This is a genomic window from Dyella japonica A8 (assembly GCF_000725385.1).
GTDB classification, from domain to species: Bacteria; Pseudomonadota; Gammaproteobacteria; order Xanthomonadales; family Rhodanobacteraceae; genus Dyella; species Dyella japonica_C.
The window spans coordinates 523,588-547,961 of the sequence record NZ_CP008884.1 but is presented as its reverse complement, the minus strand read 5'-3'; the positions used below and the strand labels follow the sequence as shown (position 1 = coordinate 547,961).

The window sequence follows — 24,374 nt, the reverse complement described above, 5'->3', positions numbered from 1 at the left end:
TGCCCTGTTGCGCCTCAGCGCTCGAATGCGATGCCGGCTTCCTCCAGCAATTGCAGCAATGGCGCGAGCTGGGCTTCATACTTCTTCCAGCGCCTGACGGCGGTGCGATAGATGGGCGCACGCACCTGCACGGCGCTGGCGGTGTTCACCGGCGCGTCGTTCTTCTCGAACTGCAGGCAGCGGTCGTCCCAGGGCAGGCCGCAGAAGTCGATCAGGCGACGCGAGTGCTCTTCCTGCGCGTCCACCAGTGCCTCGTACTCGATCTCCAGGATCCGTCCCGGAAACACGGTGCGCCAATGGGCCATCAGGCGATCGAACAGGACAAAGTAGCGACCGGTGTCGAGCAGGTCGAATGAATATCCGTACAGTGGCGAGAGCTGCGAAAAAAGCTGGCGGAAATTGCTGAGGCAGGTGTCCACCGGGTCCCTGCGCAGGCAGACGATGCGCGCATTGGGCAGTGCCTGTGCGATGAAGCCCGCGTACAGGAAATTGTGCGGTAGCTTGTCGATGAAGCGAGGCTGTTGTCCCGTCGCCGGACGCGTGCTGGCGAGGTAGTCCGCGCCAAGCTTCGTCCAGTCGATGTCGCGGCTACGCTCGACGGTGTCCACGTCGAGCATGGGGAAAGTCGTGCTTCCGCTCAGGCGCTTGAGCACGACGCCGAAGTTCTGCAGCTCTCCCGCGGAGAAGACGCCCGGATGGCTGGAAATGATGCGCTCCACCAGCGTGGTGCCCGAGCGCGGCATGCCGATGACGAAGATGGGCTCCTGGGTCGGGTCGCCCGCCATGGCGTGCGGCGCAGCGGGAAACTGGCGGGTGATGGCGTCGAACAGCGCCTCGTCATGGCGGCTTGAATAGCCGCGCTTGTCCTTGCCGGAGGATTTTCCGCGCACCAGCCGGTCGAAGGCCGCGGGGTATTCGCCCAGATCCTCGTGCTCCTTGGCCAGCGCCATGTTCACGAAGGTCTGCGCCTGCTCATCCTGCGGATGGGACGCCGCCAGCGCCTGCAGGCGCGCGATGTGGTTGTGGTCGGGCGTCTGCCGTCGCAACTGGGCAAGCGTGAGGTGCGAGCTCCAGAAGGTGGGGTCGATGCCGATGGCGGCTTCCAGCTCCTGCTCCGCGTTGGCGATGTCGCCCATGGCCACCAGCGCGGTGGCCAGGTTGAAGCGGTAGGACGCCTGCCCGGGCATCAGTTCCACCGCGCCCCGGAACGCCGTGGCCGCGCGTTCGTGCGCGTGCCCCTGGGTGTAGACCACGCCCAGCGTGTCCAGCGTAAAGGCGTCGGTGGGGCGCAGCGCCAGCGCCTTGTCCGCGGCATGCAATGCATCGCGCGTGCGCCGCACCATGGTCAGCGCCTTGGCAAATTGCGTCGCGTAGTCCGCGCGCGTGGGCTCCAGGTCCGTGGCCTTGTGCAGGAAGCCGAGCGCCAGCGGCATCTCCTGCAGCTCCATGAAGGTCACGCCGGTGATGTAGGACACGCCCGGGTCATTGGGCGCCATCGGCAGCAGCCGCCCCGCGATGGCACGAGCCTGCAGCCACTGGCGTCGATTGAAGGCATCGACCAGCTGGGCGTAGAGATGGGCAGGCTCGGCCATGATGGTCCGCATCGGTGGGTGTCCACCGATTCTATGGGACGGACAGGGACTTGGGGCGGTGCCGCGCACCCGGGGTGGCGGCTGGCGGACGCCTCAGTTCCCCGCCAGCATCGCGGCAATCTTCGCCATGTGCGATTGCGCCGTTTCCCGCACCACTTCCTTGTCCGCCTCCGGATCCTTGCCCTGCCAGTGCAGGTCATCCTGCGGCAGCTCGTGCAGGAAGCGGCTGGGCTGGTTGCTGTGCACTTCGCCGTAGCGCTTGGTCTTGGCCGACCACGAGAGGGTAAGCATCTCCTTGGCGCGGGTGATGCCCACGTACATCAGGCGGCGCTCCTCGTCGATGCGGCCCTCGTCGATGGCGCCATCGTGCGGCAACGTACCTTCCTCGCAACCCACGATGAAGACGAAGCGGAACTCCAGGCCCTTGGCGGCGTGCAAGGTCATCATGCGCACCGCGTTGCCCGGTTCGTCGCGATCCGCGTGCGTGAGCAAGGCGAGCTGCGCGGCGAGGTCGCCGGTGGTGTTGTCGTTGCGCTGCATGGCACGGAACCAGTCAGCCAGTTCGCGCAGGTTGCCCAAGCGGCGATCGCGCAGCGTGGCATCGGTGGTGCTGGCGGCCACGTGGGCCGCATAGCCGGTGCGTTCGAGCACGGTCTCCACCAGGTCCGCCGCGCTCTGGTGGATCGAGGCGCTGCGCAGCTCATCCATCAACTGCGTAAACGAGGCCAGCGCCGAGGCCGGGCGTGGCGACAGCTGGCGCAACACGGCGTCGCTGCGTGCGGCTTCCAGCAGCGGCGCGTGGCGCGTCTGGGCGATTTCGCCAAGTTTCTCCAGCGTGGTGGCGCCGATCTCACGCTTGGGCACGTTGACCACGCGCAGGAAGGCGGCGTCGTCGCTGGGATTGGTAAGCAGGCGGAAATAGCAGAGCAGATCCTTCACTTCCGCGCGGTCGAGGAAGCTCAGCGCGCCGGAGAGGTGGTAAGGCACGCGCGCCAGGCGCAACGCCTTTTCCAGCGGACGGGCCTGGAAGTTGCCGCGATACAGGATGGCGATGTCGTGCCAGCGCGCCTTGTGCTTCTCTGCCAGGGTGGAGGCGACGGCGGCCACGCGTTCGGCTTCGTGCTCGTTCTCCTTGCACTCCAGCACGCGGATCTGCGCACCCTCCGGGTGCTCGCTCCACAGCTTCTTTTCATGAAGATGCGGGTTGTTGGCGATCAGCGTATTGGCCGCGCGCAGGATGCGCCTGCCGCAGCGGTAGTTCTGCTCCAGCTTGATCACGCGCAGGCTCGGCCAGTCCTTGCCGAGCTGGTCGATGTTTTCCGGATTGGCGCCGCGCCAGGCGTAGATCGACTGGTCGTCGTCGCCCACGCAGGTGAAGCTGCCGCGCTCGCCGGCCAGTGCCTTGAGCAGGCGGTACTGCGCGTCGTTGGTGTCCTGGTACTCGTCCACCAGCAGGTAGCGCAGGCGCTCACGCCAGATCGTGCGGCATTCCTCATCGGTTTCCAGAATGCGCAGCGGCAGGCGGATCAGGTCGTCGAAATCCACCGCGTTGAACGCGTTCAGGCGCTGCTGGTACATCTGGTAGATGGTCGCGGCATCGAGTTCGCGCGGGCTGCGCGCGGCGGCCAGCGCCTCTTCCGGCGACAGGCCGGCGTTCTTGGCGCGGCTCACCAGGTTGCGGATGCCGAACAGCACGTCGGGCTTGATGCCCTTGGGGGCCAGTTCCTTGATGATGCCTTCGCTGTCGTCCGCGTCCAGCACCGAGAAGCCCTTGCGCAAACCGGCGCGCGCGTGCTCCATCTGCAGGAACTTCAGGCCCAGCGCATGGAAGGTACACACCGTCAGCGCGGCGGCGTCTTCGCTGCTGATCAGCTTGGCCACGCGCTCGCGCATTTCCTTCGCCGCCTTGTTGGTGAAAGTGATGGCGGCGATACGAGAGGGGGCGAGCTTCTTGCGGGCGATCAGATAGGCGATCTTCTGCGTGATCACCGACGTCTTGCCCGAGCCGGCGCCCGCCAGCACGAGGAGGGGGCCGTCGCAGTGTTCGACGGCGGCCAATTGTTGGGGGTTCAGCATGGGATGGTGCGAAGAGTTGGCGCGAGGCAGGGCTGAATCGTAACAGCCCGGCACCCGGTTGCGGCGGGTTCGCCGGCGGTCATAATCGGGCAGCGATGGGGGCTGCGGTCGCAGAGGCAAGGGAGACGGCATGGCGGTTGGCGAAAACAACATCGAACAGCCGTGCGACGTGGTCGTCATCGGCGGCGGCCCCGCCGGCAGCACGGCCGCCACGCTGCTGGCGCGGCGCGGTTATCGCGTGATCGCGCTGGAGAAGGATCGCCACCCGCGCTTCCACATCGGCGAATCGCTGTTGCCGATGAACCTGCCGATCTTCGAGCGCCTGGGCGTGCTGGACAAGGTCCATGCCCTGGGCGTGTTCAAGGCCGCCGCTGACTTCGAGGCCGACAACGCGCGCGGCTACAACACCTTCGATTTCGCGCGCGCACTCGGCGACAGCCCGCCGCATGCCTACCAGGTGTGGCGACAGGACTTCGACTGCATGCTCTACCGGCACGCGGCCGAGAACGGGGCGGATGCGCGCGAAGGCCACGAAGTGCTTGGCGTGGAAGAACTCGGTGCGCACGACTGGCGGGTGCGGGTTGCCACCGACGACGGCGACTGCTACGCCATACGTGCACGCTACATCGTCGATGCATCAGGCCGCGATGCCTTTCTTTCCGGCAAGAAGAAGCTCAAGCGAAAGAACCCCGAGCATCAGAGCGCGGCCATCTTCGGTCACTTCCGTGGCGCGCAGTTCCGCCCCGGCGAGCACGCCGGCAACATCAGCATGTATCGCTTCGATCACGGCTGGATGTGGATGATTCCCTTGCCCGAAGGCGTGATGAGCGTGGGTGCCGTGTGCTGGCCCGATTACCTCAAGCAACGCAAGGGATGCACGAAGGCATTTCTGCAGAACACACTGCGCCAGAACGAGGCGTTGTGGAAGCGCCTTGAACAGGCCGAGCTGATTGGCGACGAGGTGCGTGTCACAGGCAATTACTCCTACGACTCCACGCAGATGGCGGGTCGGGGCTGGATTCTCGTGGGCGATGCATTCGCCTTCCTCGATCCGGTGTTTTCCTCCGGCGTGTACCTGGCCATGACCAGCGCCGATCTTGCCGTGGACGTGGTCGACGGCGCACTGCGCGACCCCGCCCGCGAGGCCTCACTGCAGCGGCAGCTGGAACGCCGCATGCGGCGCGGCATGAAGCGCTTCGCGTTCTTCATCTATCGCTTCAACGGGCCCGTTATCCGCAAGCTGTTCCGCTCGCCGCGCAACATTTTCCAGATCGAGCAGGGCGTGATTTCCATGCTGGCGGGCGACGTGTTCGACTCGTTCAAGGTCCGCTTGCGCATCATGGCGTTCCAGTGCGTGTATGGCGCGATGGCCGCGCTGAACTGGCGTCGCTGGAGCGCCGACCGGCATCATCGGCTGGATCAGGCACGCTCGCGTTTTGCTGGGGGCACGACACCGTTGGATCAGGGATAAAGGCCGCAGGGCGTGGCTGGCGGGCGTTCACCTCGCCTGAATCGTGAAGAAGGGTAAGCTTGGGCCCCGGGCCAGGGATGTCGGCCAAAGGACTTCGGTCGAAGCCTAGATGGTGTCTGCCTCACAGGAGAGTGGAATGACACGATGCTTGATTTTCAGCGCACGCGTCGCGGCAGGCGCCTTGCTGGCGCTGGCGGCGGCAACCAGCCGCCCCGTTTTTGCCCAGGCAACGCCGGCCACACCGGCGATGGATGCCGCGCAAGCCAGGGCATTGCGCTCGCTGGAAGACATGGTCGCCATCCCCGGTGTGCTCAAGGAGCATCCGGATCTCTACTACCGGCAGCTCGCCATGAACGCCTACGGCAGCGGGAGCAAGCCGAAGGCGCTGAAACTGTTCCTCTACGCGGCAGGCTATGCGGACAAGCCCTCCCAGGCGGCGCTGGCGACCATGTACTGGAATGGCGATGGCACGGCGATGGACCGGCCCCGCGCCTATGCATGGATGGATCTCGCCGCCAGCCGGGGCTACGCCAAGCTGGTGACCTCGCGGGAGTACTACTGGAGCCAGCTCAACGAAGACGAGCGCGCCCAGGCGCTGCGTGTCGGCCGGGAGATCCTGGCCGAATACGACGACACGCTCACCATGCGCCGCCTGCGCCAAAAGCTGGATCACGCGAGGATGAACGTGACCGGGAGCCGCCTCGGCTTCGTCGGCAACGGCATCGTGAAGGCGGCGAGCAAGGACGAAGGCTACGACCAGGAGGGGCCATCCACGGCCAGCCTGTCCGACTACTACAGCGACGCGATCTGGAAAGCCGACGAATACGCCCAGCTCAAGGATCTGCAGTGGCAGGTGCGGGTCGACGCCATGCCCAGCGTGACGGTGGGTGATCTCCAGAAGGCAGCGCCTTCCGCGCCACAACCCGTCAAATAGCGGTCGGATGCGGGCGATGGGCGCAGTACTATGTGCGCTCGTTACCGGGACATTTCATGGCCAAGCTGTACTTCTATTACTCGGCAATGAATGCCGGCAAGACCACCACGCTGCTGCAGAGTGCGTACAACTACCACGAACGCGGCATGCGCACGCTCATCCTGACGCCGGCGCTGGACAACCGCTATGGCGATGGCGTGGTGGCCTCGCGCATCGGCCTGAAGGCCCACGCGCGCCGCTTCGGCGGGGAAGAAGACCTGCTGGCCCTGGTGCAGGCGGACGTCGCCGTGCGCGGCCCGCTGCATTGCGTGTTCGTGGACGAGGCGCAATTCCTCACCAAGGCCCAGGTCTGGCAGCTCAGCGATGTGGTGGACAAGCTCAACATCCCGGTGCTGGCCTTTGGCCTGCGCACCGACTTCCGCGGCGAACTGTTCGAGGGCAGCCGATACCTGCTGGCATGGGCGGACAACCTCGAGGAAATCAAGACCATCTGCCACACCGGCCGCAAGGCCACCATGGTGGTGCGCGTGGATGAACAGGGCCGCGCCGTCACCGAAGGCCCCCAGGTTGAGATCGGCGGCAACGACCGCTATGTCTCGGTGAGCCGTGCCGAGTTCAAGAACATTACGGAAGGACACGGCAGGATTGAACTGCAGCAGCCGGTGCTGCCGCTGGGCGAGGGGCATTGAGCCGCTCGCATTGACCTAAGGAACGGTATGACCAAGATTCCCTTTCCCGCCTGGCAGCGCCCGCACTGGCAGTCGAACAACGAAGAAATCCTCTTGCAGTTCTTCGTGTTCGGCAAATTCCAGTCGGGCCGCGCACCGTCGCTGGATTACGGCAGCGAAGGTTTGCCCGAAGGCGTGGAGCTGACCAGCCACAACCACTTGCAGCTGCGCCAGTGGGAAGGTTATCCCCTCAAGGGCAGCGTCGGCCGCATGTTCAAGGACGACGCACCGGAGGCCTACCGGCAGGCGCTCGATGCACCCGAGGTGCTGGTGATCCGCGGCCGCCTTCCCGACAGCGCCGACACCGGCTACATGCGCGACACGCTGGGCGTGCTTGCCGCGCTGCTGGATGTGGGTGGCGTGGCCATCCTCGATCCGCAGACGCTCAACCTCTACGACGCCGATACCTGGCGCCGCCAGTTTGTGGTGCGCGACGGCGCCCCCATCCGCAACCACCTGCTGATCCTTCGCGATGCGGAGGAGAAGAGCGGGCACTACTGGATCCACACGCGCGGCATGCGCAAGTTTGGTCGTCCGGACATCAGCATTCGTCATGTGCCTGAGGCCGATAGTGATCGGGCGGGCGTGTTGTGCGAGCGGCTGGTGGAACTGGAGGCGCTGGGTGCGCGGTTCGAGGAGGGGCAGGAGTTGGAGGCGGATGGAATGACCTTTGTCGCCACGCTGGGTGGCGGCGTGGAGGATCCGGATTTCAATAATACGTTTGTTGAGTTTCGCTGGCCGGAGTAAGGGATAGGTCTCGTTCCTCTCCCTGGCGGGAGGGGCCAACTTAGCCTCACCGTTTCAAAGACACCGTCATCCCAGCGAAGGCTGGGATCCAGTGACTTTGCGCTCGGTTGTCGCGAAGAGGCGATCTGGCTCGCCTGCCGCGGGGTTCCGAACTGCTGCCGCAGTCCGGGTCACTTTCTCTTACTTGCCCAAGTCCCACAGGGATTAGCTGCGCGTCAGAAAGTAACCAAAGAGAAGGGCCCCCCGGATGACGCGCCTTCCGGGCCATTGGCCCGGAAGGTTCGCGGGCGGGTTCCGGGCTTTTCGACGGGGCCTGATCTCCACCCGCCCGCCGCGTCATACGGGGATCCGGTAGGTCAAAAGCCTAAAGCCAAAAGCCAAAGCTAAAAGCTAAAAGCCGAAGCAAGAAGCCGAGCCGTTGGCGAAGCATCCAAAGAGGCGAGTCCCCTGTGGGAGCGCACCCTGTGCGCGACTGGGGCGCCTTGTAGTCACTGCTCCGTTAGGTTGTCGCGCACAGGGTGCGCTCCCACAGAAAAGAGAAAAGCGGGCGACCGTGCGAGTCTCATCGGCACCGAAGCGAGGCGCCGCTTTAAGTCCTCATCGCCATGGCGCGTTGCGAAGCGCTTGGAGGTATCCGCTGTGTAGAGGCGGAGGTTGCCATGCAGCAACCTTCCTCGACCGCTCGGGCTTATCCCGTCGACATGCTGCCAGCTCTGGCTCTTTAGGCCATTTTCTTTGGGTTACTTTTCTTTTGGGCCAGCAAAAGAAAAGTGACTCGGCCTTCGGCAGAAGGTCGAAACGCCCGCTGCGTAAGCGGCCAGGTCGCAGGAAGGCCCGAGGCGAAGACCCAACGTGGCCGAAACTGGATCCCGGCCTGCGCCGGGATGACGGGTAGGAAAGGTGAGGCAAGAAGGAGGAAACCGAACCCTCACCCCAGCCCCCTTCCCACTCCTCAAGGCTGCAGAGGTTAATGGCTACTCCCCGCGTGCCTCGAAGGGGCAGAGGAAGTAACCAACACCCCCCACTACTTCTGACACCTCGGACACCAGAACGTCGACCGCTGCCCCAACACCACCTGCCTGATCGGTGTGCCACACACCCGACACGCCTCCCCCTCGCGCCCATACACCTGCAACTCGCGGAAGAAATACCCCGGCGCACCATCCGGATTGATGAAATCACGCAGCGTCGTGCCGCCACACTCGATGGCCCACGCCAGAATCCGCTTCACCTCGGCGGCCAGTCGTGCATAACGCACCCGTGAAATGGACCCTGCCGGTTTGCGTGGATCGATACCTGCCGCAAACAGCGCTTCGCTTGCGTAGATGTTGCCGACGCCAACGACAATGGCGTTGTCCATCAGAAACAACTTGACCGCTGCCGTGCGCCCGCGCGACAGGTGCCACAACAGGTCACCGTCGAAATCATCGGTCAGCGGTTCGGGCCCAAGGCCGGCAAGCAGTTCGTGCGTTTGGCCAGCGGGTTGCCACAGCAGGCAGCCGAAGCGGCGTGCATCGGTGAAGCGCAGAACGCGCGGGCCTTCGGTGGCCGTGGGCTCCAGTGCGATATCCACATGATCGTGCTTGCCTACCAGTGCATCCGGCGGAAGCACGCGCAGCACGCCGGTCATGCCCAGGTGCAACAGCGCGCTACCCACCTGTGTATGCAGCAGCAGGTACTTCGCGCGACGCTCGACGTCCACGATGCGCTGTCCCGGCAGCAGCGTGCTGATCTCCGGGGGGATCGGCCAGCGCAGGTCGGGGCGGCGCAAGGTCACCGCGGTCACGCGCCGCCCGATCAGGTGCGGTGCGATGCCGCGGCGGGTGGTTTCGACTTCGGGGAGTTCGGGCACTGCGGGTCTCGCTGGAATGCATGGAGAGCGTGGGCGTTGGGGTCGCGCACAAGTGCGCTCCTACCGTGTTGCTACGCCAGGTAGGAGCGCGCTCGCGTGCGACCGGATTGCATCACGCGCCTGAATGGACAGCTGACGCGACGAATGCCTCAGCTCCAGTCGTTATGGAAACTACCCGGCTTGTCCACGCGCTCAAACGTATGCGCACCAAAGTAATCACGTTGCGCCTGCAACAGGTTCGCCGGCAGCTGCTCGGAGCGGTAGCCGTCGTAATAGGCGATGGCGGAGGAGAAGCACGGCACGGCAACGCCAGCCTTCACCGCGGCGGCCACCACGTCGCGCAACGCGCCCTGGTACTCGTCGGCGATATCGCGGAAGTACGGGTCGAGCAGCAGGTTCTTCACCTGCGGGTCGCGTTCATACGCATCGGTGATCTTCTGCAGGAAGCGCGCGCGAATGATGCAGCCGGCGCGGAAGATGCGGGCGATGGTGCCGTACGGCAGGTTCCACTGGTATTCGTCCGATGCGGCGCGCAATTGGGCGAAGCCCTGCGCGTACGACACGATCTTGCTCAGGTAGAGCGCGCGGCGCACGGCTTCGATGAAGGCCTTGCGGTCGCCTTCGAACTTGTGCGGCGCGGGACCCTTCAGGACTTTGCTCGCGGCAACGCGTTCGTCCTTCAGTGCGGAAAGCAGCCGGGCGAACACCGACTCGGTGATTAGCGGCAGCGGCACGCCAAGGTCCAGCGCGCTCTGGCTGGTCCACTTGCCGGTGCCTTTCTGCGCGGCGCGGTCGAGGATGATGTCGACCATCGCTTTGCCGGTGTCCTTGTCCTTCTTGGTGAAGATATCGGCGGTGATGCTGATGAGGTAGCTGTCGAGCTCGCCTTTGTTCCAGTCCGCATAGACTTCGGCCAGCTCTTCGTTGGACAGGCCGAGCACGTTGTGCAGCACGGCGTAGCTCTCGGCGATCAGCTGCATGTCGCCGTACTCGATGCCGTTGTGCACCATCTTCACGTAATGGCCGGCGCCGTTGGGGCCCATGTAGGCCACGCAGGGCTCGCCGTCGGGGGCGCGTGCGGCGATTTCGGTGAGGATGGGGGCCACCAGGTCATACGCCTCGCGCGGGCCACCCGGCATGATCGACGGGCCGTGCAGTGCACCTTCCTCGCCGCCGGATACGCCGGTACCGATGAAATGCAGCCCCGCCGCACTCATCTCGCTTTCGCGGCGCATGGTGTCCTTGAAGAAGGTGTTGCCGCCGTCGATGACGATGTCGCCCTTGTCCAGCAGCGGCTTGAGCTGCGCCAGCGTGGCGTCGGTGGGCTCGCCGGCTTTCACCATCAGCAGGATCCTGCGCGGCTTCTCCAGCGAGTCGACGAATTCCTCCAGCGTGTACGTGGGCACCAGGCGCTTGCCGGGATTCTGCGCGACGACTTCGTCCGTGCGATCCCGGTGCCGGTTGTAGATGGACACGGCGTGGCCGCGGCTCTCGATGTTCAGGGCGAGGTTGCTGCCCATCACTGCCATGCCCACTACGCCGATCGCCTGCTTGCTCATGTGGTCGCTCCTGTCGAGGTATGAATCCCATATGGGGAGTCAGGGAGACGCTGCAAGGTACGCCTCCGTCCGAAGAATGGGGTGAAGAAGCGGCGGAGCGGATGGAATCTGGTGTCAGCAGATCCCATGCGGGTCACTGGTCCTTGCCGGTCTTCAGGGCGCGGCTTTCGGAGACAGCCACGCGCGGCGTGTAGCGCACGGAGATCAGCGCCACGCGATCACCCACCCGCACATAGCGTTGCGGGCCAGTGACCGAGGTTTCGCCAAACTCCAGGCGTTGGCCGTTGAGTGTCATGACGGCCAACGGCGAGGCCAGCCCGATCCTGGCCGGGTCGAAGTCGTTGGCCGGTCGCCAGCTCAGCACGGCGGCGGCGGCTGTCTGGGCCAGCTCGTCGAGCCGGCCGTCATCCGCCCGTGCGGGCGTGCCGTCCGTGCGCCACCAATGGCCGTCGCGCCTGGCAAAGTGTTCGGCAGGGTGGTGGCCGACGGCGAGTGCGATGTCGTTGACCGCGGACGGGTCGAGCTTCAACAACGTGCCCGGCGCCTGCGCGCGATCCTGTTGCCATTGCCAGCCAGCGACGGCCGCGAGGATGACCACGCCACCGGCGAGCCACAGGCGCTGTTTCGTGGCGCGCCTCATGCGCGGCGTCGACGCCACACGATGAAGCCGCCGATCACCAGCAACAGCAGTGGCAACACGATCAGGAAGCCCAGCGTCACCGTGCTCAACTGCGCCTGGGTAATCTGCAACACGCGATCGGGGGCGCCGCGCGGCGGCAGGTTCACCAGCGCGTCGTCGCCGAGCAGCCAGTCGAAGATGCGCTCGCCCAGCGCGCGGTTGCCGCCGTTGCCCAGGAAGCTGTTGGAGAGGAAATCGCCGTCGCCGATCACCACCACGCGCTGCTCGGCCTTGTCCGGGCTGGGCGACAGGCGGCTCAGCGCAAAGCCGAAATCCAGCGGGCCTTTCAGCTCGCCCGCGCTGGCGTCGTAGGCAATGGTAGAGCTCTGCGCGTTGTCGATCGGCTTGAATTCGGTCCAGCTCTGCGCGCTGGAGCGCAGGAAAGGCGTCACCTTCCAGTCCGTGCGCGCGGCCATGGCCAACGCCGATACCTGGGGGAACAACGTGGTGAGCTGGAAGCCGCGCGTGATCGCATGCTGCGGGTAATCGCCCAGCGCGAGCATGCGCGGATCCTTCAGGCCCAGCGCGGCGCCCTGGCCATCCACCAGCACGCCCGGCAGGATGCGGATGCCCAGCGCGTCGGCCAGCGGCTGCAGGTGCAGATCGTCATTGGTCGGTTCGCTGAGCCACAACAGGTTGCCGCCGTTGGACACGTAATCGCTCAGCGCCTTCACCGCGCCGTCGGGCAGGGCAAGTTCGGGGCTGGCGAGCACCACGAGGTCGGTGTGCTGGGGCACCGCCGTCACCTGCGCGAAGTTCAGCGGTACCGCACGCATGCCGCGCGTTTCCATCTGCGACATGAACATGCCCAGATCCGCATTGCCTTTTTCGTCGGGGCGGCGCTCGCCGTCGCCGGACACGAAGGCCACGATGCGCTCGCCACCGCGCGCGAGGCGTTCCAGCGCATTGGTGAGGCTGCGCTCGGACAGTTCATCCAGGCGTTGCTCGCGGCCCTGATAATGCAGGATCAGCGCACCATCCACGGTAATGCCCAGCTCGCGCATCGCCGCCGGATCCTGCTGCGGATCGATGAAGCGCAGCGTGAGGTCCGGCTTCACGCGCTCGTAGCGCTCGATGAAACCGGCCACGGTGTGGCGCAGGTCGCTTTGCGGGTTGGCGTAGCTGACGATCTCCACCGGGCCGTGCAGCGACGCCAGCACGGCGCGGCTCTCCGCCGACAGGCTGGCGCGCCCGCCGAAGGTCCAGTCGCTGACGTGATCGTGGCGCGCCGTGAGGTAGCCGATGGCACCCGCGGCGAGCAGCAAGGCCAGCGCGAACAGCCATCCATTCACATGACGGAACAGGCGAGCCATCAGCCACGCTCCTTTTCGGCGGCGAGTCGCTGCGAGGCGAGGGCGAGCGCCACCACGATCACCAGCAGGAACCAGGCGACGTCAGACACCGAAACCAGTCCGCGCATCATGTCTTCGAGATGGCTGCTCAAGGCCAGCCAGTTGAACACGCCGCTGGTGGCGCCGGCCTTTTGCACGGCGATATTCACGCCGGCCAGCGCGAGGCCCATCGTGAGCGCAATGGTCGCCGCGATGGAGGCATGCGACGCATAGGCGGAACTCGCCACGCCGATGGCGGCCAGCGCGGCCAGGGTCAGCAGCGTGCCCAGCGAGGCGGCGGCCAGCTTGCCCCAATCCAGCGTGACACCGTGCGCAAGGCTCAACGGCATGGCGAGCGCGAGTGCGAGCCACAACACCAGCCACAGCATCAGCGCGAGATACTTGCCAAGCACGATGCGCGACGCGGGCAGGCCGGCGGCGAACCACAAAGGCAGCGTGCCGTTGCTGCGCTCACCCGCAAGCGAGGACATGGTGAGCAGCGGCACGATCACCAGCGCCAGTTCCACCATGCCGAACGGCAGGATGCCGCCGGTGAGGATGCTGCTGAGCATCGGCACGCCGACCAGATCGGTGTAGCCCGGGCCGCCGGGCAGGGCGGCGAGCTTGATCTGCCCGGCCAGGAAACCGCCAAGCAACAGGGTGAAGCGCCAGGCCAGCTGGGCCAGCGTCAGCGCGGCGAGCACCCAGGCGAGCGGACGGACGAACAAACGGCGCAGCTCCAGCCGCGTCACGGCGAGCACGCTCATGCGGCCTGTGCCCCGCGCATGGCGATATCGAAAAAGGTCTGTTCGAGCATCTTGTGGTCGCTATCGGTGATGGCGCCGTCGTAGCGCAGCTGCCCTTCGTGCAGGATCGCCACGCGATCACAGGCGGCGGTGACCTCGGCCAGCAGGTGCGTGGAAAGGATGATCGCGGTGCCGGCGGCGGCCTGTTCGCGGATCACCGTACGCAGCGCGGCGACCTGCACCGGGTCGAGCGCATTGGCCGGCTCGTCCAGCACCAGCAGCGAGGGCGCGTGCAGCAGCGCGCAGGCCAGGCCCAGCCGTTGGCGCTGGCCCTGCGACAGCACGCCGGCCAGCCGACGCGACAACGCGCCAAGTTCCAGGCGCTCGACGATGCGCTGGCGCGCCTTCGCCAGTACCGCGCCGCCCAGGCCGCGCAGGAGACCGTGGGCGTCCAGATGTTCCCGTACGGTCAGTTCCGGCCACAGCGGGGCACGTTCCGGCAGCCAGCCAACGCCGCGCCGCGCCAGTTCCGGCTGTTCCAGAAAGTCCTTGCCGTTCAGCTTGATGGCACCGCCATCGGGTACCAAGGCACCGGCAATCATGGCTAGCGTGGTGCTCTTGCCCGCCCCGTTGACCCCCAGCAAACCCAGTACCTGTCCCGCGTCCAGCGTCAGGCTGAGATCGGCCACGGCGGGTCGTCCCGCCCGATGTCGGGTGATGTGATCCAGTTGCAATACGGCGGTAGGCGCGGTCATTGCATGATTGTCACGGCGGCCCCACCTTCACACAACGGGGGAAGGGCGCCCTTGGGCGGTACAGCACATTAACGTCGTGACCTCAAAGGGATGCGACAATATTGTGCGAGTCCATGCTGGCGGGTACGGAAACCCCTGGATTAGACTGAAATTTCATACACCTGGGTGTTTCCCATGCTCGATGCAGTACTCAACTTCCTCTCCAACGGCCTGACGCACGCCAGTTGGGGCGCCATCGTGATCTACATGCTGGTCATGACGCAGCTCACCATCTTCACGGTGACGCTGTATCTGCACCGCTGTCAGACCCATCGTGGCGTGGACCTGCACTGGTCCATCTCGCACTTCTTCCGTTTCTGGGGCTGGCTCACCACGGGCATGGTCACCAAGGAGTGGGTGGCCGTGCACCGCAAGCACCACGCCAAGGTCGAGACCGAGGAAGATCCGCACAGCCCGCAGATCTACGGCATCAAGAAGGTCTTCTGGGACGGCGTGTCGCTGTACCGCGACGCCAGCGAAGTGAAGGAAGACCTGGAGAAGTACGGCCGCGGCACGCCGGACGATTGGATCGAGCGCAAGCTCTACGCCGGCCATCCGTACTGGGGCCCGGCGCTGATGCTCATTATCAACCTTGCCCTGTTCGGCGTCATCGGCGCCGCGCTGTGGGCGCTGCAGATGATCTGGATCCCGTTCTGGGCCGCCGGCTTCGTCAACGGCATCGGCCACTGGTGGGGCTACCGCAACTTTGAAAGTGCCGACACCGCGACCAACCTCATTCCGTGGGGTTTCTGGATCGGCGGCGAAGAGCTGCACAACAACCACCACGCCTTCCCGAGCTCGGCCAAGTTCGCCCTGCGCAAGTGGGAGTTCGACATTGGTTGGGCCGCCATCTGCGCCCTGCGTGCAGTCGGCCTGGCCAAGGTGTTGCGCGTGGCGCCGACGCTGGACGTTCGCCCGAACGTGCACCTGCCGGACGCCGAGACGCTCAAGGGCGTGCTCACCCATCGCTTCGCCGCGATGACCGACTACTACCGCAACGTGATCATGCCGACCTTGCGCGACGAAGCGCAGCATGCCGGCGAGAACATCAAGTCCGTGCCACGCCGCATGCGTCGCGCACTGGCCGATGGTGGCCGCTGGCTGGATAACGAAGGCCGTGACCGCATGCAGGCCGTGCTGGCCAAGCGCCCGACCCTGAGCACGGTGTGCGATTTCCGCAACCGCCTGGCTGCCCTGATGGAGCAGCGTGGCGCAGATCAGGCGCTGAAGGGTCTGCAGCAGTGGATCGCCGAGGCGGAGCAGAGCGGTATTCGTGCGCTGCAGGAGTTCGCGGGTCGCCTGAAGAGTTATTCGGTGGCGAACGCGGCTTGATTGGCTGCTATTAGTTGCATGAAAAAGCCCGCCGCAAGGCGGGCTTTTTTTGTGGGCTTACTAGGGTGAGTGGCAAGCCGCTGGGCGATACCGCAGCCCTGACTTGTTCTCCCGTTGGGAAGAAGGTTGGAACGAAGGGGCAATCTAGCCTCATCGCTTCGTTCTTCAGCCGTCATCCCGGCGCCCCACAGGGACTAGCTTCGCGTCGAAGGCCGGAAGCGCTTCACAACAGCCGAAGGCTGGTCATCCAGAGCCTCGGTGTCTGGTTCTAGCGTCCCGCGACCTGGCTCGCCTGCCGCGGGCTTCCGCCCTCCTGCCGGAGGGCGGGTCACTTTCTCTTGCTTGCCCAAGTCCCACAGGGACTAGCTTCGCATCAGAAAGTAACCAAAGAGAAGGGTCCCCGGAAGGCGCGTCATCCGGGGACCCGAGAGATCAGGAGCCAAAGCCAAAGCCAAAGCCAAAGCCAAAGCCAAAGCAGGCGGCTCGTGCTGCTTCGCTGCACATCGCGTCGAATGTCGCGATGGAACTCAGTCGTGCCGGCTTGTCTGTGGGAGCGCACCCTGTGCGCGACAACCTGACAGAGCGGGAATCGTGATGTGCCGCAGTCGCGCACAGGGTGCGCTCCCACAGAAAAGCGGGCGGGCGTGCGGGTCCATCGGGGCCGAAGCGAGGCGCTGCTTTAAGTCCTCATCGCGATGACGCGTTGCGAAGCGCTTGGAAGTACCCGTTGTGTAGAGGCGGAGGTAGCCGAGTAGCGACCTGTCTCAACCGTTCGGGCTTGTCCCCACAGAATGCTGCCAGCCCTGGCTCTTCAGGCCATTTTCTTTGGGTTACTTTTCTTTTGGGCCAGCAAAAGAAAAGTGACTCGGCCTTCGGCAGAAGGTCGAAACGCCCGCTGCGTAAGCGGCCCGATCGCGGGATCGCACGAGGCGACGACCGACCACGACAGAAACTGGATCCCGGCCTACGCCGGGATGACGGCTCTTATGAAGTCATGAGGCAAGGTTGACCCCTCACCTCAACCGTCTCCCTGAGGGGGCGCGTGAGCAAAACCCTGGCGCTCAACGCGCCAACCTCCACCCATCAATCCATAAACCGCCACGCCTGCGCCGCCTCCGGCACCCGACACTGCTCCCGCCGTCCAAACAACCGATACCGATGCCGTGCCACCCACCGATACACCCGGTCGCGCAGTGGTCGCGGTATCGCGCGCAGCACGCGGCCAGCCAAACGCCAACGTCCGCCCAACTGGCCCAGCACGCGTGCGATCGCATCCGTATCGCTATAGCCCTTGCCTTGGTCCACCAGCAGGAACGACACCGGATCATCCGGTGACAGGCCATGTGCCACCAAGAGCGAACGTCCGTGCACTCCCTGCATGGACGCCAACCGGAATCGCCCCGCGCGGTCATGCCGAAGGATGAAATCCACCCAGCGGCTGCACAGCACGCAGACACCGTCGAAGACGATGACGGGATGGTCAAGCTCAGCCGACATGGTCGATCTCCAGCCAGCCGCGATAAGCGATCAACTGGCCAAGCAGCGGAACTTGGACGTCGATGTCGAACGCGTAGCGCCCGTCATGGGCACCGCTGCGCGACAACACCGTGCCGAAGAGCGCACGCGGCAACGGGAAGCCGAGCACGCTGACACGCTTCAACTGCCAGTCGATGGCATCGCCTTCGCGCCGCAAGGAGAAATGCAATGTCGCCGGCCCGAGCTTTTCGTGCAGGCGGAGATCGTTGCCTTGCCGTAGCGTAGATTGCATGCGCCCCCGTGCGAAGCGACGCGTCCACCGCTCATGGGTGGGGTGGCGTTCGATGGTGAGCGCGATGGCTTGCCCTGTGCCCGGCTCAGGCAGGGTCAGCAGGTGCCGTAGCCAGCGAGCGAGGGCATGTCGTGCGCCATCCACGTCGGCCTGGCCGCTTGCCTCGATCACATGGCCGTCGGCGTGCATGCGCCGCACGGCGGGGTGCAGCCGTGGCCAGTCGCTGGCATCCAGCAAGGTGGGGAACAGGGCGGTTGGCGATGCCATGGCCGCGATCTTCCGAGACCGGGCTGTCACCGGCAAGCGGGCAACAAAAAACCCGCCTTGCGGCGGGTTTTTCGTAAGGCACTGGACCCCGGCCCTTGCCCCCTTTTGTGGGGTTCGCCGGGGTGAGCCATGGTTCCCCAAGCGCTACGCGCTTGGACCATGCCTCACTTGATCTTGCCTTCCTTGTAGATCACGTGCTTGCGAACCACCGGATCGTACTTCTTGAACTCGAACTTTTCCGGGGTGTTCTTCTTGTTCTTCTGCGTGGTGTAGAAGTGGCCGGTGCCGGCCGAAGAGATCAGGCGGATCTTGTCTTGCTTGCTGTTAGCCATGGCTCAATCCTCAGATCTTTTCGCCGCGGGCACGCAGGTCGGCGAGCACGGCTTCGATGCCGTTCTTGTCGATCGTGCGCAGGGCATGGTTGGAAACGCGCAGCTTCACCCAGCGGTTCTCGCTCGGGACCCAGAAGCGGCGCTCATGCAGGTTCGGCAACCAGCGGCGACGGGTTTTGTTGTTAGCGTGCGAGACGTTGTTACCAGTCCGCACACCCTTTCCGGTGACTTGGCAAATACGGGCCATGATGACCTCCTGTGTAGGCGCCCTGGGGCGCGTTTGCCACCCGTTAGCCAGGGCGGCATCGGCCCAGCGGCGCAAGCGCCACGCGATGCTGGAGATGGAGCGTTTCGCGTCTGCCGTAAGGGCCGCATCGCGTTGCGGACGTGCCCGGAAGCCCGGGTCGGCATGGTCGAGCCGGCGATTCTCCCATGAAAACAGTACGGTGCGCAATATTTGCCCACTTTGAGAGCCTGGGCGCATGGCAGGGCGCGGGGATGTATGGAACAATCAAGTCCTTTGCGTTTTCACGCACCGAACACTTAAGAGGAATACCCCCATGGCAGACGTCTCCGCCAACGGCCAGGCCGGCCAGCCGCAGCTGGTGCTGCAGAAGATCTACATCAAGGACGTGTCCTACGAGGCGCCCAACGCCCCGCAGATCTTCCAGGACGTGGGTGAGACCGACCAGCAGCCGCAGGTCCAGCTGAACCTGGGCCAGAAGTCCACCGACATGGGCAACGACCTGTTCGAAGTGGTGCTGAGCCTCACCTTGACCTGCTCGCTGGGCGAGCGCACCGCGTACCTGGCCGAAGTGCATCAGGCCGGCGTGTTCGGCATCGCCGGTTTCTCGGAAGAGGACCAGGCCGGCATCCTGAACAGCTACTGCCCGAACCTGCTGTTCCCGTATGCCCGCCAGATGCTGTCCTCGCTGGTGCTGGAGGGTGGCTTCCCGCCGTTCCTGCTGCAGCCGATCAACTTCGATGCGCTCTACGCCGAGCAGCAGCGTCGCATCCTCGGCGGCAGCGCCGCTCCGACGCTCAATAGCTGATCCAGCGGGCGACCAAGCTCATGGTTGAGCGTCCGCCTACCCTGGCCGTACTCGGTGCCGGCTCGTGGGGCACCGCCCTGGCGGCCCTGGCCGCCCGCAACCAGGTGCCGACCCGGCTCTGGGGGCGCGATGCGGCCGCGCTGAAGGCGATGGAACAGACCCATCGCAACCAGCGTTACCTGCCCGACATCGAACTGCCGGCCGAACTGGTCTACCAGCCCGACCTGGCCGCCGCCCTGCGCGGCGCCCAGGTGGTGCTGATCGTGGTGCCGAGCCACGCGTTCGCCTCCATCCTGGAGGAGATCCAGCCGTACCTGGAGCCCGGTGCCCGTATTGCCTGGGCGACCAAGGGCTTCGAGCCGGGCACCGGCCGCTTCCTGCATGAACTGGTGGCCGAGCGCTTCCCGGGCCGTGCGGCGGCGGTGGTGACCGGCCCGTCGTTTGCCAAGGAAGTGGCCTCGGGCATGCCCAGCGCCGTCACCGTGCATTCGGACGACGACGCCTTTGCGCATGACATGGCCCTGGTGCTGCATGCGCCGAACTTCCGTGCCTATTCCGGCAGCGACGTGCTGGGTGCGGAACTGGGTGGTGCCATGAAGAACGTGCTGGCGGTGGCCACCGGCGTGGCCGATGGCATGGATCTGGGCCTGAACGCCCGCGCCGGCCTGATCACCCGTGGCATGAACGAGATGCTCCGCCTCGGCGTGGCGCTGGGCGCGCGCCCGGAAACCCTGATGGGCCTCGCCGGTCTGGGCGACCTGGTGCTTACCTGTACCGGTGACCTGTCCCGCAACCGCCGTCTTGGCCTGGCGCTGGGTCGCGGTAAGGCCATCGACGAGGCCGTACGCGAGATCGGCCAGGTGGTGGAAAGCGTGCTCACCGCCGACGAAGTGGCGCGACTGGCCACCAAGCATGGCCTGGACCTGCCCATCAGCAGCGGCGTGCGCGCCGTGCTCCACGGCGAGGTCACTCCCGCCGAAGGGCTCAAGCGGCTGATGAGCCGCGAGCAGAAGCCGGAATACCCCAAGGGTCTGTTTTCGCCCGCCGCATGACGCCTGCGGCGCCGCATCGCCCGTTCACGTTCAGCACCTCGCACAAAACGATCAGCTCCGGTTTGAAAAAACCGGAGCTGAGACGCGCACACATGCAAGAGCCTTGCTAAGCTGAATCTTTTGGTCGCCCTGGCGGACCGAACGCATGCAGTCACCGGACGATAAACGACACGACCGTCTGACCCAGCAACGCGACGAAGGCGTCAGCGAGCCGCTGCCCGGCGCTTGGCGCAAGTTGCTGGCATCACCGGCGCCCACGGCACCCGCGGAACCGATGGTGCTGGGCTTCTTCCTCGACGTGGTGCCTGAGGAGGGCGTGCCCTACGCGCATGTGGACGTCGCGCCCGTGCTGCTGGCCGTGGCCGAGCAGGGGCGCTTCGTACGGCCCTCGCCGCTGGACAGCAAACACCTGTCGCAACAGCCGTTGGAGCCGCACGAGCAGCGGTTGGCCGCCACCGTGCTTGGCCTGCCGCAGACGCTGCGCAAGAGCCGCAGCTATGCGCGCCTCTCGGGCCACGTTGGCGACGCCCTGCTGGCGGAAATCCTCGATACCACTCCCTGCTTCCTGGGCGGCCTGGCTGGCCTGCGCCTGTCGCGCGGCAAGGGCCACCAGCTCAACTGGCAGTGGCATCTCGAGCACGACGGTAGCCAGCGCCTGTTGCCCTGCCTGCCGACCAACCATCGCGTGCTGCGCATCGACGCCCTCTGGTATCTCGACGCCGAGCGCGCGGAGCTGGGTCACCTCGACGCGCCGCTGGAAGAAACAGCATGGCTGGATCTACCGCCGCTGAAGCACGAATACAGCCAGACCCTGCGTGACGCGCTGCCGAACAGCCGTCTCTCGCATCGCCTGCCGCTGCCGCAGGTGCTGGGCGAGATGCGCCGCGCCGAACTCGCGCCCAAGCCCGTGCTCACGCTGCACGCGCTGACGCGGCATGCCCGCCTCGCCGCCGGCACGCCGCCACTGGCCTATGCGCGCCTTGCGTTCGACTACGCGGGCGAACGCTTGCCGGGGCGTGGTGGCGAACCGCTGGTGCGCCGCGTGCGCAACGGACATCTGGTCGAAATCCAGCGCCGCCGCGCCGAAGAGCTTTCCGCCATGGAGCAGCTGGAGCGCGCCGGCCTCACGCCGGGCGTGGATACCGAAGGCCTGCCCTGGGATCTCGCCGACACCTTGCCCGACGACGCCTGGCTGTTTCCCGGCAAGGGTTACGCCGGCGCGCTGGAAGTGAACACACCCGCGCGCTGGCTCGCACTGCGACCCAAGCTGGAGGCCGAAGGCTTCCTGCTCGACTACGCGCCCAGCTTCCCGTTCGAAGTGCTGGAAGGCCCGGTGCGCTGGTACGGCAACGCGGTGGAAGACACCGACGACCACGCCTTCGACCTGGAAATCGGCATCGAGCTGGAAGGCAAACGCCACAACCTGTTGCCCGCCGTGGCACAGGCGCTGGCCGATCACCAGTTGAACCTGAGCCCGGTGCCCAACGAGCCGGAAGACGCCGTGTGGTACGCGCCGGTCGACGAACGCCGCCGCGTGCCCGTGCGCCTGAAGGAACTGCGCGGCCTGCTGGCGCCGCTGGCCGAGTACCTGGAGCGTCCGCGCAAGACGTTGCATCTGCCGCGTGTGCAGGCGGGCCGGCTGGAAGAACTGGTCGAAGCCCTGCCCAGCGGCAGCGAACTGGAAGCACCCGACGCACTGCGCGGTTTCACCGCGCGCCTGCGCGACGCTGCCGAGCGCGCCAGCGACGCCGTGCCGGAAGGTCTTACCGTCGAGCTGCGCCCGTATCAGCGCGAAGGCCTGCGCTGGCTCAACGCGCTTGCCGAGGCGGGCGTGGGCGGCGTGCTCGCCGACGATATGGGCCTGGGCAAGACGCTGCAGCTGATCACGCACCTGCTGGCATTGAAAGAGCGCGGCGCGCTCGACCAGCCCGCGCTCGTTGTCGTGCCCACCAGCCTCATTCCGAACTGGCTGGCGGAAGTCGCGCGTTTCGCGCCCGCATTGCGCGTGCTCGCGTTGCACGGTCCCCAGCGTGGCGGCGACTTCTCGCAACTCGGCACGACCGACGTCGTACTCACCAGCTATGCGCTGCTGCCGCGCGATGTGGTGCAGCTGCGCAAGCAACCGTTCTCGCTGATCGTGCTGGACGAAGCGCAGCAGGTGAAGAACCCGCGCACGCAGGCGCGCCGCGCCGTGCTCAGCCTGCGCGCACCGCGTTGCATCTGCCTCACCGGCACGCCGCTGGAAAACCATCTGGGCGAGCTGTGGTCGCAGGTCGACCTCGCGGTACCCGGCCTGCTCGGCGACGAAGGGGCATTCCGCCGCCACTACCGCGTGCCGATCGAACGCCATCGCGACACCGATTGCCAGGATCGCCTCAACCGCCGCCTCGCGCCCTTCATCCTGCGGCGCACGAAGTCGCAGGTGGCGAGCGAATTGCCGCCCAAGACCGAGATCACCCGCCGCGTGGTGCTCGAAGGCCGCCAGCGCGAACTTTACGAAAGCCTGCGCCTGTCGCTGGCGGAGGAACTGCGCGAGGTCATCGCGCAGCGCGGCATCGCGCACAGCGGCATTGTCGTGCTCGATGCGCTGCTCAAGTTGCGCCAGGTGTGCTGCGATCCACGCCTGGTGAAGCTGGAAGCAGCGCGCGGCGTGCGCGATTCGGCCAAGTTCGAACTGCTGATGGACATGCTGCCCGCCCTGCTCGCCGAGGGCCGCAAGGTGCTGCTGTTCTCGCAGTTCACCGAAATGCTCAAGCTGATTTCGCACGAGCTCGATCGCCAGCGCATTCCTTACGTCACCCTCACTGGCGAAACGCGCGATCGCGCTGAACCCGTGCGCCAGTTCCAGGAGGGCGAAGTGCCACTGTTCCTGCTGTCGCTGAAGGCAGGCGGCGTAGGCCTCAACCTGACCGCAGCCGACACGGTGATCCATTACGACCCGTGGTGGAATCCGGCAGCAGAAGCGCAGGCATCCGACCGCGCGCATCGCATTGGACAGGACAAGCCGGTGTTCGTGTTCCGCCTGATCACGGGGGGCACGGTGGAAGAGCGCATCGAGGAGTTGAAGGCGCGCAAGGCGGAGCTTGCCGAGGCGGTGCTGGAAGGTGGCGGTACGCGTGAGAAGCTCAGCTTCGATCAGGCGGATCTGGACGCGTTGTTGGCGCCGGGTTGATGTCGGTTATTCCTCATGCCCTTGGAGGATAGGGGGAAGGGGACAATCTAGCCTCACCGTTTCATAGAAACCGTCATCCCGGCGCCCCACAGGGACTAGCTTCGCGTCGCAGGCTGGAAGCGCTTCACAACAGCCGAAGGCTGGTCATCCAGAGCCTCGGTGTTTGGTTTTAGCGATACGGCGACCTGGCTCGCCTGCGGCGGGCTTCCGCCCTCCTGCCGGAGGGCGGGTCACTTTTCTTTGCTTGCCCAAAGAAAAGTAACCCAAAGAAAGGGCCCCCCGGATGACGCGCCTTCCGGGCCTATGGCCCTCCAGGTGCGCGGGCGGGTTCCGGGCTTTTCGACGGGGCATCCTGCCCCGACGAAAAGTGCCTGGCATCCATGCCAGGCACCCCTGCGGGGCCTGATCTCCACCCGCCCGCTGCCTCATACGGGGACCCGGTAGGTCAAAAGCCAAAGCCAAAGCTAAAGCCAAAGCCAAAGCTAAAGCTAAAGCTAAAGCTAAAGCCAAAAGCCGAAGCAAGAACCGGAGCCGTTGGCGAAGCATCCAAAGAGGCGAGTCCCTTGTGGGAGCGCACCCTGTGCGCGACCGCGGCGTCTCGTGGTCACCGCTCCGTTAGGTTGTCGCGCACAGGGTGCGCTCCCACAGAAAAGAGAAAAGCGGGCGACCGTGCGGGTTCCGTCGACGCCGAAGCGCAGCGAGGCTCCGCTTTAAGTCCTCATCGCCAGGGCGCGTTGCGAAGCGCTTGGAAGTACCTGCTGTGTAGAGGCGGAGGTGGCCAAGCAACGACTTCCCTCAGGCGTTCGGGCTTATCCCCACAGAATGCTGCCAGCTCTGGCTCTCAAGGCCATTTTCTTTGGGTTACTTTTCTTTTGGGCCAGCAAAAGAAA

20 protein-coding genes are annotated in these 24,374 nt (G+C 65.5%); 8 read left to right on the top strand and 12 right to left on the bottom strand.

Going from position 1 to position 24,374, the window contains the following annotated elements:
• Positions 1–14 precede the first annotated feature (14 nt).
• Both HY57_RS02250 and HY57_RS02245 read right to left on the bottom strand, forming a co-directional pair.
• Positions 15–1,604 carry a tetratricopeptide repeat-containing sulfotransferase family protein gene (locus HY57_RS02250; protein ID WP_019464068.1) on the bottom strand — a complete coding sequence of 530 codons (1,590 nt, stop codon included), beginning with the start codon at positions 1,602–1,604 and terminating at the stop codon, positions 15–17.
• Between the two features lie 81 nt (positions 1,605–1,685).
• A complete protein-coding gene (locus HY57_RS02245; protein WP_019464069.1) occupies positions 1,686–3,668 on the bottom strand; it encodes a UvrD-helicase domain-containing protein in 1,983 nt (660 codons plus the stop codon).
• A gap of 130 nt (positions 3,669–3,798) precedes the next feature.
• Here HY57_RS02245 and HY57_RS02240 point away from each other — a divergent pair, with 130 nt between their 5' ends.
• The 4 genes from HY57_RS02240 (at position 3,799) to HY57_RS02225 (ending at position 7,548) form a co-directional block, all read left to right on the top strand.
• Positions 3,799–5,139, top strand: a complete 1,341-nt coding sequence (locus HY57_RS02240) for an NAD(P)/FAD-dependent oxidoreductase (protein WP_019464070.1) — start codon at positions 3,799–3,801, stop codon at positions 5,137–5,139.
• Between the two features lie 136 nt (positions 5,140–5,275).
• Positions 5,276–6,073 carry a sel1 repeat family protein gene (locus HY57_RS02235; protein ID WP_019464071.1) on the top strand — a complete coding sequence of 266 codons (798 nt, stop codon included), beginning with the start codon at positions 5,276–5,278 and terminating at the stop codon, positions 6,071–6,073.
• Between the two features lie 56 nt (positions 6,074–6,129).
• On the top strand, positions 6,130–6,762 hold the full coding sequence (locus HY57_RS02230) for a thymidine kinase (RefSeq protein WP_019464072.1): 633 nt from the start codon (positions 6,130–6,132) through the stop codon (positions 6,760–6,762).
• A 27-nt stretch (positions 6,763–6,789) separates the two neighbouring features.
• Positions 6,790–7,548, top strand: a complete 759-nt coding sequence (locus HY57_RS02225; protein ID WP_019464073.1) for a hypothetical protein — start codon at positions 6,790–6,792, stop codon at positions 7,546–7,548.
• 1,024 nt (positions 7,549–8,572) lie between these two features.
• On the opposite strand, the gene mutM is transcribed toward HY57_RS02225, so the two are convergent.
• From mutM to HY57_RS02195, 6 genes are all read right to left on the bottom strand, one after another.
• Complete coding sequence (mutM, locus tag HY57_RS02220; protein WP_019463633.1) at positions 8,573–9,400, bottom strand: bifunctional DNA-formamidopyrimidine glycosylase/DNA-(apurinic or apyrimidinic site) lyase; 828 nt, start codon at positions 9,398–9,400, stop codon at positions 8,573–8,575.
• 149 nt (positions 9,401–9,549) lie between these two features.
• Positions 9,550–10,959: an NADP-dependent phosphogluconate dehydrogenase gene (gndA, locus tag HY57_RS02215; protein WP_019463632.1), complete on the bottom strand. Its 1,410-nt coding sequence runs from the start codon at positions 10,957–10,959 to the stop codon at positions 9,550–9,552.
• A 133-nt stretch (positions 10,960–11,092) separates the two neighbouring features.
• Positions 11,093–11,599 (bottom strand): hypothetical protein, encoded by a 507-nt coding sequence (locus HY57_RS02210; protein WP_026033653.1) that lies wholly within the window; start codon positions 11,597–11,599, stop codon positions 11,093–11,095.
• Entirely contained in the window at positions 11,596–12,951 is a 1,356-nt protein-coding gene (locus HY57_RS02205) for a GldG family protein (protein ID WP_019463630.1), read from the bottom strand. The genes HY57_RS02210 and HY57_RS02205 overlap by 4 nt, the downstream gene beginning before the upstream one ends.
• Positions 12,951–13,736, bottom strand: coding sequence for a hypothetical protein (locus HY57_RS02200; RefSeq protein WP_019463629.1), 786 nt, complete (start codon positions 13,734–13,736; stop codon positions 12,951–12,953). Before HY57_RS02200 ends, HY57_RS02205 begins: the two co-directional genes overlap by 1 nt.
• On the bottom strand, positions 13,733–14,470 hold the full coding sequence (locus HY57_RS02195) for an ABC transporter ATP-binding protein (RefSeq protein WP_026033652.1): 738 nt from the start codon (positions 14,468–14,470) through the stop codon (positions 13,733–13,735). Before HY57_RS02195 ends, HY57_RS02200 begins: the two co-directional genes overlap by 4 nt.
• A 174-nt stretch (positions 14,471–14,644) precedes the next feature.
• Here HY57_RS02195 and HY57_RS02190 point away from each other — a divergent pair, with 174 nt between their 5' ends.
• Positions 14,645–15,841, top strand: coding sequence for a DesA family fatty acid desaturase (locus tag HY57_RS02190; RefSeq protein WP_019463627.1), 1,197 nt, complete (start codon positions 14,645–14,647; stop codon positions 15,839–15,841).
• 1,083 nt (positions 15,842–16,924) lie between these two features.
• Here the strand turns inward: HY57_RS02190 and HY57_RS02185 are convergent.
• From HY57_RS02185 to rpmB, 4 genes are all read right to left on the bottom strand, one after another.
• On the bottom strand, positions 16,925–17,338 hold the full coding sequence (locus HY57_RS02185; RefSeq protein ID WP_019463608.1) for a thiol-disulfide oxidoreductase DCC family protein: 414 nt from the start codon (positions 17,336–17,338) through the stop codon (positions 16,925–16,927).
• Positions 17,328–17,876 (bottom strand): DUF4166 domain-containing protein, encoded by a 549-nt coding sequence (locus HY57_RS02180; protein ID WP_019463607.1) that lies wholly within the window; start codon positions 17,874–17,876, stop codon positions 17,328–17,330. The genes HY57_RS02185 and HY57_RS02180 overlap by 11 nt, the downstream gene beginning before the upstream one ends.
• Before the next feature lie 164 nt (positions 17,877–18,040).
• Positions 18,041–18,208, bottom strand: a complete 168-nt coding sequence (gene rpmG, locus HY57_RS02175; protein ID WP_008211962.1) for a 50S ribosomal protein L33 — start codon at positions 18,206–18,208, stop codon at positions 18,041–18,043.
• 10 nt (positions 18,209–18,218) lie between these two features.
• The gene (gene rpmB, locus HY57_RS02170) at positions 18,219–18,455 is read right to left on the bottom strand and encodes a 50S ribosomal protein L28 (protein WP_026033649.1); all 237 of its coding nucleotides are present in this window, start codon (positions 18,453–18,455) and stop codon (positions 18,219–18,221) included.
• A 313-nt stretch (positions 18,456–18,768) separates the two neighbouring features.
• Between rpmB and secB the strand changes: the two genes are divergently transcribed.
• The 3 genes from secB (at position 18,769) to HY57_RS02155 (ending at position 23,484) form a co-directional block, all read left to right on the top strand.
• Positions 18,769–19,260, top strand: coding sequence for a protein-export chaperone SecB (gene secB, locus HY57_RS02165; protein WP_019463605.1), 492 nt, complete (start codon positions 18,769–18,771; stop codon positions 19,258–19,260).
• Positions 19,261–19,280: 20 nt separating this feature from the next.
• The gene (locus tag HY57_RS02160; protein WP_019463604.1) at positions 19,281–20,312 is read left to right on the top strand and encodes an NAD(P)H-dependent glycerol-3-phosphate dehydrogenase; all 1,032 of its coding nucleotides are present in this window, start codon (positions 19,281–19,283) and stop codon (positions 20,310–20,312) included.
• A gap of 145 nt (positions 20,313–20,457) precedes the next feature.
• Entirely contained in the window at positions 20,458–23,484 is a 3,027-nt protein-coding gene (locus tag HY57_RS02155) for a DEAD/DEAH box helicase (protein ID WP_019463603.1), read from the top strand.
• The last annotated feature ends 890 nt before the right edge of the window (positions 23,485–24,374 follow it).

Coding starts and splice junctions, on each gene's coding strand:
- HY57_RS02245 (WP_019464069.1), bottom strand. CDS start 3,668: ATGCTGAACCCCCAACAATTGGCCGCCGTCGAACACTGCGACGGCCCC.
- HY57_RS02190 (WP_019463627.1), top strand. CDS start 14,645: ATGCTCGATGCAGTACTCAACTTCCTCTCCAACGGCCTGACGCACGCC.
- HY57_RS02185 (WP_019463608.1), bottom strand. CDS start 17,338: ATGTCGGCTGAGCTTGACCATCCCGTCATCGTCTTCGACGGTGTCTGC.
- HY57_RS02230 (WP_019464072.1), top strand. CDS start 6,130: ATGGCCAAGCTGTACTTCTATTACTCGGCAATGAATGCCGGCAAGACC.
- gndA (WP_019463632.1), bottom strand. CDS start 10,959: ATGAGCAAGCAGGCGATCGGCGTAGTGGGCATGGCAGTGATGGGCAGC.
- HY57_RS02200 (WP_019463629.1), bottom strand. CDS start 13,736: ATGAGCGTGCTCGCCGTGACGCGGCTGGAGCTGCGCCGTTTGTTCGTC.
- HY57_RS02240 (WP_019464070.1), top strand. CDS start 3,799: ATGGCGGTTGGCGAAAACAACATCGAACAGCCGTGCGACGTGGTCGTC.
- HY57_RS02160 (WP_019463604.1), top strand. CDS start 19,281: ATGGTTGAGCGTCCGCCTACCCTGGCCGTACTCGGTGCCGGCTCGTGG.
- HY57_RS02155 (WP_019463603.1), top strand. CDS start 20,458: ATGCAGTCACCGGACGATAAACGACACGACCGTCTGACCCAGCAACGC.
- HY57_RS02250 (WP_019464068.1), bottom strand. CDS start 1,604: ATGCGGACCATCATGGCCGAGCCTGCCCATCTCTACGCCCAGCTGGTC.
- HY57_RS02210 (WP_026033653.1), bottom strand. CDS start 11,599: ATGAGGCGCGCCACGAAACAGCGCCTGTGGCTCGCCGGTGGCGTGGTC.
- HY57_RS02195 (WP_026033652.1), bottom strand. CDS start 14,470: ATGACCGCGCCTACCGCCGTATTGCAACTGGATCACATCACCCGACAT.
- HY57_RS02235 (WP_019464071.1), top strand. CDS start 5,276: ATGACACGATGCTTGATTTTCAGCGCACGCGTCGCGGCAGGCGCCTTG.
- HY57_RS02225 (WP_019464073.1), top strand. CDS start 6,790: ATGACCAAGATTCCCTTTCCCGCCTGGCAGCGCCCGCACTGGCAGTCG.
- HY57_RS02180 (WP_019463607.1), bottom strand. CDS start 17,876: ATGGCATCGCCAACCGCCCTGTTCCCCACCTTGCTGGATGCCAGCGAC.
- rpmB (WP_026033649.1), bottom strand. CDS start 18,455: ATGGCCCGTATTTGCCAAGTCACCGGAAAGGGTGTGCGGACTGGTAAC.
- secB (WP_019463605.1), top strand. CDS start 18,769: ATGGCAGACGTCTCCGCCAACGGCCAGGCCGGCCAGCCGCAGCTGGTG.
- HY57_RS02205 (WP_019463630.1), bottom strand. CDS start 12,951: ATGGCTCGCCTGTTCCGTCATGTGAATGGATGGCTGTTCGCGCTGGCC.
- rpmG (WP_008211962.1), bottom strand. CDS start 18,208: ATGGCTAACAGCAAGCAAGACAAGATCCGCCTGATCTCTTCGGCCGGC.